Raw genomic sequence first — 12,078 nt, 5'->3', positions numbered from 1 at the left:
TTTTTTCTACATCGGTAAAAGCGTTAATAGGGGTTTGGTAACGGTAGCCAGTTTTATGGCAGTGGTAAGAATAGTTTGAATTACATGGGGCTTTTTTTGCTATGAAAATGCAATTCCCGGACAGCCGCTTAGGAATTGTCTTTTAATAAGTTCCCGATTTCCGTTCACCCTGAGTGCTGAGCTTGTCGAAGTATCGAAGGGGCGTGCCACCAAACTTCGACAAGCTCAGTCCGAACGGAGTCAGGCAATGAAAATAGTGAGGTTATTTCCAGACAACTCCTTAGCGCTGTTGGTGCGGCAAATGTGACAGAACCCGGGCCAGAAAAGGTCATGCCTGGTACTGTGGCCATCGTCTCTGTGATAGGAGACGGTAGAGCGGTTCAAAGCATGGCCATAGTGTTTGGTCGTCTACTGGAATGACAAAAGACAGAAGTGGGGTTTAATATCCGGGTTAAGATTATCGATTGAAATAAATATTATCAATCAATCGGGCTTTGCCTAAATAGCCAGCCGCAAGAATGACCAGTGACTGCTCATTATGCGTTGCGGGCAGCAGGGTTTGTGGATTGCAGATATTAAAGTAATCCGGCTTGAACCCGGCCTGGGCCATGTGGGCAAACGCATTTCTGCGCAGCAGGTCAAAGTCGGTTTCGCCCGCCTGAATCGCGTCTCTGGCTTCCGTCAGGCAGCGATAAAGAGCTGGCGCTATCTCTCCGCGCTCTTGTGGGGTCAGATAGCCATTGCGAGAACTCATGGCCAGACCGGTTGGCTCACGGGCGATTGAGGCACCGAGGATTTCAACCGGCATCACCATATCTTGCACCATTTTGCGAATGATGGTCAGCTGCTGGAAATCTTTCTCGCCAAATACCGCGATATCCGGGCGCACAATGTTGAACAGCTTGGTGACCACCGTGGCGATTCCCCGGAAGAAACCGGGCCGGGTATTTCCGCAGTGCATACCGTCCAGCACATCGACACTCACATGGGTATGGTTTTCGCTGCCTTCCGGATAGATTTCATGGGTGCTGGCGGCATAGAGCAAATCAACACCGTGATCCATCAGCAGCTGCTGGTCCTGCTCCATGGTTCGTGGATAGGAATCATAGTCCTCGTTGGGGCCAAACTGCAGGGGGTTTACATAGATACTCACCACCACAAAGTCGCAGCTTTCTTTGGCTTTTTCCACCAGGGTCAGGTGCCCGCCGTGCAGGTTACCCATGGTCGGTACGAAGCCAATGCGCAGCCCGGCCGATTTACGGGTGCCAACGATATCCTGAACTTCAGCAATAGAGTGTACAGTTTGCATGATGGATACTTTCCGTTTAGTCGAATCCGTGTTCCGGACCCGGGAATGTGCCGTTCTTGACGTCTTTAACGTAGGTAGCGACAGCATCCTGGGCAGAACCACCTTCCGCCATAAAGTTTTTCACGAATTTGGGTTTGCGCCCGGCGGTCATATTCAGCATGTCGTATATCACCAGCACCTGGCCGTCCGTGTCAGCACCGGCACCAATCCCGATCACCGGAATCTGAACGGCACGGGTGATTTCCCGGGCCAGCACCGAAGGTACGCACTCCAGCACCAGAATGGCGGCACCGGCCTTTTCCAACCCGATGGCGGCTTCAATCATGGCATTGGCGCGGGCTTCATCCCGTCCCTGAACTTTGTAGCCACCCAGAACATGCACTGACTGTGGTGTCAGACCAAGGTGGACGCAGGACGGGATCCCCTGCTCACGCAGGCGGGTAACAATGGGTGCCAGCCAGGCCTCACCTTCCAGCTTGACCATTTCAGCACCGGCCTGCATAAGACGGGTTGCGTTAGTCAGCGCCTGCTGCTCATTGGTGTAGGAAGCGAACGGCAGGTCGGCCATTAACAGGGAGTCACCCGCTTTGGTACTGACACAGCGAGTGTGATAACACATGTCGTCCACAGTCACGGGAACCGTACTGGTTTGTCCCTGACAGACATTGCCAAGGGAGTCACCAACCAGTATCACTTCCACGCCCTGACTGCTGGCCAGGTGAGCCTGGGTGGAATCGTAGGCCGTCAGGCAGGTGAATTTCTCACCCGTTTTTTTCATCTCGGACAGGATACTTAGGGTGACTTTAGCCATGGGTAAAGACCTTGATTAGTTGCTGTCGCGGATTATACGAGAAGTGTGAAGGCTTGTCAGTTAAGGGCTTGGCGCAATAGTCAGGCCGCCCTGTTGCCAGAGTGCGGGTTTCCAAAGCCTGACTGTTCACATCCATGGATAACGGTCGGCAATAACCTTCAGTCCCTGGTACCCTAGTTCATCCACCATTGCCTGCAATAGAGTACCATCCGGAAGTTCAAGATCCGGTGCAACATCCAGCAAAGGGCACAGCACAAAATTGCGAACCTGCATCTGATAGTGAGGAACGGTCAGTCGTTCTGACTCAATGCACCGGTTGCCAAACAGAATGATATCCAGATCCAGAGTCCTCGGCCCCCAGCGTACCGAGCGCACACGACCATGGGCGTTTTCTATCGACTGCAGGGCATCCAGCAGCCTGAGCGGTGCCAATGTGGTATTCACAGCCACCACCGCATTGCAGTAATCGGGCTGGCCGGGGGGGCCAACCGGGTCACTTCGGTAGAGCCTGGAACAGGCAGCAACCGTTATTTGAGGCATACTGTCAATGTCATCCACGGCACGCTGCAACTGAAGGTCTGGTTGCTCAAGGTTACTACCCAGCGCCACATAGGCGGTTTCTGCCATCAGGACTCTCCGGATTGATGCGCAGACGAGGCATCACCACTGCGAGGCTTACGCCTGCGCCGTCTGCGTTTATTGCCCTGCGCTTTCTGGCCGCCATGGCTGGTAAGCGACCGGATCATGGCATGACGGCCATGCTCATCCAGTTCCTGTATTTCTGTCCACCATTGACCGACCGCCGACAGGTTTTCACCGGCTTGCTCCCGAAGTACCAGGAAGTCATAGGCCGCACGAAATTTGGGGTGTTCCAGCAAGGTTTCAATCAGTTTGGGTTGTCTGCGTTCCAGTCGAATCTGCAGATCCCAGATATCACGAACCACCATGGAAAACCGGCGGGGAATCGCGGTGTGATGACACTGGTTCGTGATCACCGTCATGGAAGCCTGCTGGAATGCCGGAACAGGCGGCATGCCCTGGTCCATAAGCTCTCTGGCCATTCGCCTCATGGGTGCCCATAAAAGCGCGGCAAAAAGGAACGCTGGTGTCACAGGACGATTCTGTCTGACTCGTTTGTCGGTACTTTCCAATGCTTCAATAATCAGGTTACCGGCGTGTCTGTCCTGTTCTTGCAAGCAATGCGCTGTTGCTGGAAACAGTGGAGCAAACAACTGGTATTCCTGCAGTAGTTCAAACGTACGTACACCCTGACCAGACTGCAGCAGCTTCAGAACCTCATCAAACAATCGTGCAGCTGGAATATCATGCAACAACTGCCCAAGATCCCGAATGGGTTGCTCGGTTTCCGGTGCCATCGTGAAGTTGAGTTTGGCCGCAAACCGTATGGCCCTGAGCATACGAACCGGGTCTTCATGGTAACGGGTAACCGGGTCGCCAATCAGTCGCAGGGTACCGGTGCGAATGTCATCAACCCCGTTGCAGAAATCCACAACACTGAAGTCACGCCCATCGTAGTAAAGGGCATTAACGGTAAAATCCCGGCGCATGGCATCGTCTTCCATGGTGCCGTAAACATTATCCCGGAGAATTCTTCCGGATTCCGAGTGGCGGGACTTTTCCTTACCATGGTGCTGCTCATGTCTGGCACGGAAGGTGGCTACCTCAATCATTTCACGACCGAAGAGCACATGAACCAGTTTGAAACGTCGGCCAATCAGTCTGGAATTACGAAACAGCCTGCGCACGTCTTCAGGACTGGCATTGGTCGCGACATCAAAGTCCTTGGGGTGAAGATCAAGATACAGATCGCGGATACACCCCCCCACCAGATAAGCTTCATAGCCCTGACTGGTTAACCGGTTAATCACTTTGAGCGCATTGTCGTTGATGTAGCGACGGGAAACCGGATGTTTATCCCGGGGGATAACGGTTTTCTGCGGGTCGCCCGTTACATCAAATGTGGGCCGATGGCGTTTTGACCGATTTCTGTTACGCATGAGCCAGAAAATAAGTGTGCCTCCAAGCACCAGGACAGCCATTGCTGTTATAAAACTGTACATTCCGGTGCCTGGCATCATAGGTTTTGCAGGATTTGTTTAAGTTGTGTAAAAAAAAGTTGCATGGATAAAGTGGCTTACCGTGGTTGTTTGTGGCTTTGACCTGCCTGATCAACTTGACCTGAAGGGTAGGTCCGTAAGGATCAGCGCTTATCATAGCACCGCCGCTGTTTTCACTCCATTTGTCTTGACATCAGTGACAACTGTTGTCGGTTTTTAGCAATAAAAAAGTTGCTGTGATTCAGAAATTTCACAACCGGCACCCCGAAAAAATCCTGATCTGAAAATTCAGTACCAGTTGCCACCGGAGTGCTGACCAGAACATTTCCGGCCAAAAATTTTACCAGACGATGTACCAATAATTAATTACAACTGGTATTTACGTACTTCTATTTCTTCACTGGTAATGGGAACAAATCATTTTTCTACTTGTCAGAGTTGTCGGTACGTCCATAAAACTTTTCACAACGTAACGAGAGGATAGTAATTATGAGTATCGAAGCTCCCGGCATGTTCCCTAACTACACTTTGGTGATCACCACCACAAACAAAGAGAAAGAGTCGGCTGCGATAGATGCCGTTGGTCGTCTATTCGGCCAAAACGAGCGTACATGTGCCCTCATCAAACCTCCAATACATCGATTGATGACGCCTACTCAACCGGTTGGCAAAGACATTCAATATGGAGCCGCCAGCCGAATTGATGTGGTCAAGGAGCTTATAAAGGAAGGTAAGACTCCGGTTTGCCCGGCAGAGGCTGTAAATCCTACTATTTACATCAGCTTGGAAAATGGTTTGCTGGTCGACCCTGAAGGGGGTCTCTCCGACGTTGCCTGTGCTTGCGTGGAGGTCAACGGCATTCGCTATTTTGGCGAATCCGATAAGGTCCCTGTTCGGGTCAATAACGAGCAGGTTAACATGATGACGCAGGAAATCCGGGATGAATTAGGTCCGGACGCAGACATCTACGACTTCAATTCCTGCTACAAAACCCTCAGCACGAAACAGAAAGAAGCCTTTAACCTTATGGTATTTGGTCATCGTCAGGGTTGTGACGAAAAAGATAATGTGCCGGAGCCACAAGTTCAAGGCCTGCGTCAGAGATTGATTAAACCTCTGCTGGATGAAGGCGTCAAGGACTTCTGGGAGACATATTCCGGTGGTATCCTGACCCGAAGAAAAGGTCTGAATCAGGCGATTAATAAAGCTTTAGACAATTTCATAAATGCTCAGAGCGGTGAAGATAAACTTCGGCTCGTCCAGACCCTGAAGCAATCCCTGATCATCCACGGGCTGCCTGCATCCCTTGGGGATCGCTATAGGCAAACAGTATGGATGCGTGATTATGGTATTATGATCGATACCCTGAGCAAACAAGACGTCGCCCGCCCTGAGGCCTTCAAACAGCTGACGGACTCTCTGGCAACCATTGCCAGCAAGCAGTTTGACAGTGGACTGATTCCTCAGGTAGTGATTCCAGACCCATTTTTGAGCGAATTTGTCTATCACCGGGTGCTGGGGGGGGACACCGGGCCTGGCTGGTACCACCATCTGCGTGACTATATGAAAGAAAAATTCCCCGAGATCAGCATGCCCACTCTGGATTCGGAGTCCCTGAAAACCATCGCACCGGAAGAACTGAAGACCATACTCAACCAGCTTTATGCTAACTATCTAGTGGCTAAAAATACGGGTGACCCGGATGTACCCAATCCGAGCCATACCTTGAGGGGCTTACTGACCGATACCCTCGGCACATTAACGCCGGGCACCACCGACAGTGAAATTCACTTTATTCGCTCCATGACCAAACTGCTGGAACTTGCCGGCACTCAGGAGCAACAGGACGACGTCCGGAAACTGGTTCCCAACCTTGCCCATGCCATGGCTTACCTTGACAAAAAAGTACTGGACCCGGCCAATGGCTTGCCTCAGGGTGGCGATAACCGTGATATGCTCGACACCTGGATGTATCAGAAACTGCTGTGCAGTAATGCCTGTTTTCTCTATCAGGGCTTCACCGGACTGGCCCATCATCTGGAAGAGATCGGCCCCCAGCTCAAGATCGAACTGAGTAAACATTTCCCACCCGGGACAACCCCCGTTTCCGGTTTTATTTCCGCCTTGCTTGATGATAATCCGCAGGCCGTCAGCGATGAACTGGCGAAGTTTAAACAGTTGATTAAAGAAACCTTCCTCTATAACCAGGACGGCAAATTTGACCCGAGGGACTTTGTCCATTCGGATAATCCCACAGGCCGCGAGTCCATGAACAAACCCATGGAATATATCTCCCCACTGGTTAATGCCAACAAGGATTTTCTGGAGGGTAAGGAAGTCAACCTGCAGGGGCTGGCACTGGCCATTGAAAACGGGCTGATTCAACCGGAAGATCACCCGGCGGTGGTAAAACTGATCAGATCACAACTGACGAAAGCTGGCCTGAAGGTGTTCTCTCCCATCAATATGGCTAGCACTGACGAAAAAGACATGCTGATTAAAAGCAAAGGTTTCCTGGTATGGCCGCAGATCGAATACCGGATAATTGATGCTCTGACCAATCACATGGAGAGTACTCCAGAGGTTAAAGAACTGCTGTTGGAGTTGCACGAGGCAGGTGAAAGACGCCAGGGATTAAGCGAATGGTATAACACGTATGAATTATGGAAGGGGGAGAAGAAGGAGACAATCGTTTATGGTGGAGGAGCCACTGGCCAGGGCTGGTCAATCATGTTGATGGAAAAGGCACTGAGTCCTGCCAACCGGACGGGTGAAGAGGCAATGGAAGTCGATGGATGAGAGCGACTGAAAAAATAGTGCCCATCCTGAAGACCCTCTTCCAAAAGGTTGCCCGGTAAAATAATCCATCCGGGTGTCACCTGAGGAAGGGGTGGCAAAAAATTGAGGGTAAAGATTCCGTTTTGTGAGGTGAATATAGGTTCTATTTGTCGCACAAAACGGATTTTTTTGTTTAATTCTCTGCACGACCATGTGAATGCAGGAGCAGTTACCGCACAGGGCAGTCTATTCTCGATCAGCCTCCTGGGACCAATGGCACTGACTTAAGGGTGAAAGCCTTGTCATGCGTGGGCTTTAAGGCACCCGGCGATTGGAACCACAAAGCACACAAAGAGCACAAAGGAAAAGAAAAGCTCTTCTTAGTGCTCTTTGTGTGCTTTGTGGTTCCAGTTCAAATCTCTAAACCTGTATCAATCCCCATGTTTGCGGGTCTTTTAAGCTTAAGTCAGTGCCATTGCTCCTGGGACACCCCCATCTATTGACTCCAAAATGATTTATTGTTGAGCTGAGATAAGAGCTACTTTATAGAACAGTCGAGACTTGCAATGAGGCTCTGATAGAAAGTTGTCCTTTTTCTCAGGAGATCTTCTGTGCGATGTGTAAATGAATATATTGATAGGAGAATACGCTAATGAGTTCAAATCATCAGAAGAAAGTCGCCGTCATTCTCTCCGGGTGTGGTGTCTACGATGGTGCTGAAATTCATGAATCAGTATTAACGCTACTGAGTATCGAACAGCAGGGAGCAGCCTATAAATGCTTTGCTCCTGATATTAATCAACACCACGTCATTAACCATTTGACTGGGGAAGAAAACCAGGAACAGCGTAATGTTCTGGTGGAGGCCGCCAGAATAGCGCGGGGGGATATCGAACCCCTGGCGGCGTTGAAAGTCGCTGACTTTGATGCACTGATTGTTCCGGGTGGCTTTGGGGCAGCGAAAAACCTGTCGGATTTTGCGTTTAAAGGCGCTGACCTGCGTGTGCAGGTTGATATGATGGTTGCCGTCAAGGCGTTTTCGGAAGCCGGTAAGCCCATAGGTTTGATCTGCATTGCTCCGGCAATGGCTGGTCGTATTTTTGCAGAAGGCGTTAGGGCAACCATTGGTAATGATGCAGCAACTGCTGAAGCAATGGAACAGACCGGAGTTGCTCACCAGCCCTGTGCAGTTGATGAAATTGTCATTGATGAGACCCATAAACTGGTGACCACTCCAGCTTATATGTTGGCACAAAATATCAGTGAGGCCGCCGCTGGTATTGGCAAGCTGGTCACTAAAGTGATTTCAATGACCAGTTGATGATGAGCTTCAAGCCCGGGAATATGCTCAAGATGTGAATATTCTCTGGCGTTCGCTCTTCATATTTTTATTTGCGACTAACTTGAACAAGCCGTTTAATGTCCGTTTCCGACAGATAACCCAATGCAATGGCTGATTTGATGATCCCTGCGGGCTTAATATCGCCTTGCTCCCCGTAAAAATCGAGCAGTTTAGCAAATATTGAGGAGCATTCCTTTAATCGAATAAAGTTCCTGACATGAAGAGATTCTAATGTATTTGTGGGGACCTTTGCTTTCCGCAATGAATTCTCAAATATTGGGTGCCGGAAAAGAGCAAGAATTTTACCTTCATCACGGCCTATATTGGCACCCAGTATTAAACAAATAACTCCGCGATGTCTGTTAGGCATATCTTTAATGCCAAGACCACTCTCCCACCGATCCAACTCCCAACGGTCAGGATCTGTCGGGTTATTGCTGGCTGGTTTATTTGCCGCAGTGCCACTGACAACCGATGGCAACACTCCGGTTTGATCCTGAATATAATTGATCACCCTGTCCAGAAGGCTGGATAATTGTTCTTTATTAAGATTGAACTCGCCATTGAGATTGAGCTTGCCGTCACTGCAATACCGGATAATACTTTGTCCGAATACAACAGCTGCACTACTGTCAGGATTTGTACCCTTTGCAACAACGACTGCACGGCTATCAGGATTATGTGTACTTTCTGCACGATCAACTGAGGATGGCAAAAGGGGTGATTTTCCAGCTGAAGTATTCATATCAGAAGTCCCTGGGTATTTGATTCAGACGAATATGCTCAGGCTGTGAATATTCTCAGCGGACCGCTTTTCATATATTTTTGTCTTCGGCTGTCAAGTTAAGAATCTCTTCAATGCCTTCTTCCGGCAGATAGCCCAATGCAATGGCTGATTTGATCAACCCTGTGGGCTTAAGGTGACGAAATGTTTCGGCCCCACTTTCACAGATAGTAAATAGTTTAATTAATATTTTTGAAGTTGAAGCACCTTGGTTTTTTTGAAGAATGTCCCCGACGTCGAAAGAGTTTATATCTGTTTTGAAATTCCCGGCCCGCAATGATGCTTCAAATAGTGGGTGCTGGAAAAGAGTAAAAATTTTACCTTCATCAGCCCCTATATAGCGACTAAGTATATCAAAAACGAGGTTGCGATTCCGGTAATGTATCAGTACATTTATGCCAAATCCTTCCGTACTGAAAAACTTACTCTCCCAATTATCCCATTCCCAAGGGTCAGGAATTTTCAGGTTATTGCTGGCTGAGTTTTGTGCAGCACCACCACTGACAATTGATGGCAACTCCACCCCGGCATTCTCAGCAATATACTTGACTGTCATGCTCAGAAGATCGGTTAACTTGTCTTTTCTGAGCTCGCCATTAGAGTTTGAGCAATATCGGATCATACTTTTAGCTATACCAACAGCTTGCATGCTATCAGAATCCTTTGTGTCCCCTACGCAATAAGGAGAGGGCGGAAAATGGGGGAATTCACCCACCGGAGCTGAGCTTTCCATGTTAGATCACCATTAATATTTCATTCAGAGGAATTTATTCTGTTGGACAACTAACCGGCAAAAATGTTCCATATTGAAATTACTATCGCAGGTGTTTGTACAGTTTTTTAGTAATATGGTTCAAATTTTCTGCCGGGCACACGCCCACTGCCAGATTTCATATAACTCGTTAACAATGAAGGTCATTTCAGAGCCAGGCTGCAGAACCAGCTCCAATTAAAGGAAAAGCACGCTATCGAGGAATCAGCACATATAGCTTGCCTGGCTCCTGTTGTGGCCCGGCAATAAAGGCTGCATCCTTGCCAATCCCCATATAGATATCTCCCCGGACGGGACCCTTTATGGCACTGCCGGTATCCTGGGCAACCATCAGCTGCTGGAATTTCTCACCGGTGGCGGTGAGACGGGTATCGAGCCATACCGGCAGGCCAAGGGGGATATAAGATGGATCCACAGCCAGTGTTCTTTTCGGTGAAGCAGGCACACCCTGAGCGGTGATGGCACCTTCCTCAGAAAAACTGAAGAAGATATAGCGAGGATTCTGGTTCAGTAGCCATTCCCGCTGGTCCGGATTGTTTTCCAGCCATGACTGGATGGTTTGCATGGATACTTCTTCAAGTTCCCCTTGCTGTTTCAGTATCCTCCCAATGGCCACGTAGTTGTGGCCATTATTACCGGCGTAGCCAACATGAATAATGTTACCGTCAGGCAGCTCCACACTCCCTGACCCTTGGATCTGCAGGAAGAATTTATCAACAGGGCTGCTCAGCCACAGGAGCACATCGCTGGCTTTCGCTGTCTGTTGATTGATTTCTGCCCGACTGCCATAGGGTTTCAGGAAGCCTTTCTCAACCCGGCCAACCAATCCCGGGCCACTGAGTCCAAAGTCAGCAAGGCGAACCTTGACCAGGTCATGGGGCAGTTTCAGTAACGGGATCGGGTAATCTTCCGACGGTTTCAGACTGCCGGGAATAACCGGGGAGTAATAAGCGGTAAACAGGCCTTGTTTCTGGGGAGAGAGCTGGACAGGCGTAAAATTTTGCTCAAAAAAGGTTTTCAGTTGACGGTCGGGGGTTTGCATCAGCTCCTTACACAGCAATTGCCATTGCCGGTAGTTACCCCAGGGGCTGTTGTCGGTCAGCACCGAACGGTTCAGGTGCTGGCAACTGTTCAGCAAAGCCGGTCTTACGGCAATGGCCTGTTGCTGGCTCCAGCCCTCCAGCTCACTGAATGTTATCGGCTGGCGTTCCGACGCTTTGGTCAATAGCCCGCAACCACTGAATAACAGAGAGCACAGAAGAGGAATAAACCTGAAAACGTTGCCGGTGACTGACTTGGAAAAACCGGGGGTAGCGAGTTTGAAGTGCTGGAATGCAAAGGTCACGTTGAGTGCTTCTGGTTAAGAACTGTGAAATAGAGGAAGGTGCTGAATCAGCTTGCCTATTAAACCATATTTTTTGGCCTGTTGTGCAGGCAACTGCTTGCACAGTGACTGCCCGGATAGCCGGGGCGTTCTCAATTTCCCATGTGACCAGAACGCCCCCGGAACACTATTTATACTACTTCGGGTTGTTAAGAAACAACAGGCTCTGGCATACCACTCATCAATTTGCCCACTTCCTGATCAATGTAATAGAGGCCTTTATTTTCCATACCGATCATATCAATTTTATCGAGAATCGTTTTGAACAGCTTCTCTTCTTCGTGCTGCTCCGCAACGTACCACTGCAGGAAATGGAACGTGGAGTAGTCCTGCTCGGTGAACGCAGTATGAGCCAGGGCGTTGATCTTCTGAGTAACAGTACACTCATGCTCATAGGTCGCAAGGAATACATCCCGGACAGACGCGAACGTATGGGGAGGCGCATCAATACCGCCAATAATGGCCATGGCACCCGTTTCGTTGACGTAGTCAAAGAGCTTCTGCATGTGCTCCATTTCTTCCCGGGCATGGCGGCGGAGAAAGTGATTGCACCCTTCCAGCCCCTGGCTTTCGCACCAGGAGGCCATTTGCAGATACAGATTTGAGGAGTAAAACTCCAGATTAATCTGTTCATTCAACTTGTCGATCATGATCTGGCTGAGCATAAGGTCTCCTGACATTTTTAGTATTTGAATTATTTGGGCTGTTGAGGATTTGCCTGTGAACGCAACCCGCTGCCTGGGCCGATTACGAATAGTTATCAATAACCTTATAAAAGATCGGGTTTTGAAAGGGGAGTATAATACCAATTGGGTTTTCT

10 protein-coding genes are annotated in these 12,078 nt (G+C 49.5%); 2 read left to right on the top strand and 8 right to left on the bottom strand.

Features of this window, described 5'->3' with window-relative positions; all coding sequences use genetic code 11:
• Positions 1-457: 457 nt before the first annotated feature.
• The 4 genes from panC to pcnB form a co-directional block, all read right to left on the bottom strand.
• Positions 458-1,309, bottom strand: a complete 852-nt coding sequence (gene panC / locus J7439_RS15590) for a pantoate--beta-alanine ligase (RefSeq protein WP_209202903.1) — start codon at positions 1,307-1,309, stop codon at positions 458-460.
• A gap of 16 nt (positions 1,310-1,325) precedes the next feature.
• Positions 1,326-2,120, bottom strand: a complete 795-nt coding sequence (panB, locus tag J7439_RS15585; protein ID WP_209202902.1) for a 3-methyl-2-oxobutanoate hydroxymethyltransferase — start codon at positions 2,118-2,120, stop codon at positions 1,326-1,328.
• 126 nt (positions 2,121-2,246) lie between these two features.
• Complete coding sequence (gene folK, locus J7439_RS15580) at positions 2,247-2,747, bottom strand: 2-amino-4-hydroxy-6-hydroxymethyldihydropteridine diphosphokinase (protein ID WP_209202901.1); 501 nt, start codon at positions 2,745-2,747, stop codon at positions 2,247-2,249.
• Positions 2,747-4,138 (bottom strand): polynucleotide adenylyltransferase PcnB, encoded by a 1,392-nt coding sequence (gene pcnB, locus J7439_RS15575; protein ID WP_502950425.1) that lies wholly within the window; start codon positions 4,136-4,138, stop codon positions 2,747-2,749. The genes folK and pcnB overlap by 1 nt, the downstream gene beginning before the upstream one ends.
• 549 nt (positions 4,139-4,687) lie before the next feature.
• Here pcnB and J7439_RS15570 point away from each other — a divergent pair.
• Positions 4,688-6,997, top strand: a complete 2,310-nt coding sequence (locus J7439_RS15570; RefSeq protein WP_209202899.1) for a hypothetical protein — start codon at positions 4,688-4,690, stop codon at positions 6,995-6,997.
• Positions 6,998-7,628: 631 nt separating this feature from the next.
• Entirely contained in the window at positions 7,629-8,297 is a 669-nt protein-coding gene (gene elbB / locus J7439_RS15565; protein WP_209202898.1) for an isoprenoid biosynthesis glyoxalase ElbB, read from the top strand.
• 67 nt (positions 8,298-8,364) lie between these two features.
• On the opposite strand, the gene J7439_RS15560 is transcribed toward elbB, so the two are convergent.
• The 4 genes from J7439_RS15560 to ftnA form a co-directional block, all read right to left on the bottom strand.
• Positions 8,365-9,063, bottom strand: coding sequence for a hypothetical protein (locus J7439_RS15560; RefSeq protein WP_209202897.1), 699 nt, complete (start codon positions 9,061-9,063; stop codon positions 8,365-8,367).
• Between the two features lie 70 nt (positions 9,064-9,133).
• Positions 9,134-9,751: a hypothetical protein gene (locus J7439_RS15555; protein ID WP_209202896.1), complete on the bottom strand. Its 618-nt coding sequence runs from the start codon at positions 9,749-9,751 to the stop codon at positions 9,134-9,136.
• Between the two features lie 316 nt (positions 9,752-10,067).
• Entirely contained in the window at positions 10,068-11,219 is a 1,152-nt protein-coding gene (gene mltA, locus J7439_RS15550) for a murein transglycosylase A (RefSeq protein ID WP_209202895.1), read from the bottom strand.
• Positions 11,220-11,407: 188 nt separating this feature from the next.
• On the bottom strand, positions 11,408-11,923 hold the full coding sequence (gene ftnA / locus J7439_RS15545) for a non-heme ferritin (protein WP_209202894.1): 516 nt from the start codon (positions 11,921-11,923) through the stop codon (positions 11,408-11,410).
• Positions 11,924-12,078 lie beyond the last annotated feature (155 nt).

The sequence above is a fragment of the Salinisphaera sp. G21_0 genome (assembly GCF_017744115.1).
Lineage (GTDB): Bacteria > Pseudomonadota > Gammaproteobacteria > Pseudomonadales > Endozoicomonadaceae > Endozoicomonas.
This window is presented reverse-complemented; position numbering and strand designations above follow the sequence as displayed.

Coding starts and splice junctions, on each gene's coding strand:
- elbB (WP_209202898.1), top strand. CDS start 7,629: ATGAGTTCAAATCATCAGAAGAAAGTCGCCGTCATTCTCTCCGGGTGT.
- folK (WP_209202901.1), bottom strand. CDS start 2,747: ATGGCAGAAACCGCCTATGTGGCGCTGGGTAGTAACCTTGAGCAACCA.
- ftnA (WP_209202894.1), bottom strand. CDS start 11,923: ATGCTCAGCCAGATCATGATCGACAAGTTGAATGAACAGATTAATCTG.
- J7439_RS15560 (WP_209202897.1), bottom strand. CDS start 9,063: ATGAATACTTCAGCTGGAAAATCACCCCTTTTGCCATCCTCAGTTGAT.
- panB (WP_209202902.1), bottom strand. CDS start 2,120: ATGGCTAAAGTCACCCTAAGTATCCTGTCCGAGATGAAAAAAACGGGT.
- J7439_RS15570 (WP_209202899.1), top strand. CDS start 4,688: ATGAGTATCGAAGCTCCCGGCATGTTCCCTAACTACACTTTGGTGATC.
- pcnB (WP_502950425.1), bottom strand. CDS start 4,138: ATGCGTAACAGAAATCGGTCAAAACGCCATCGGCCCACATTTGATGTA.
- J7439_RS15555 (WP_209202896.1), bottom strand. CDS start 9,751: ATGCAAGCTGTTGGTATAGCTAAAAGTATGATCCGATATTGCTCAAAC.
- panC (WP_209202903.1), bottom strand. CDS start 1,309: ATGCAAACTGTACACTCTATTGCTGAAGTTCAGGATATCGTTGGCACC.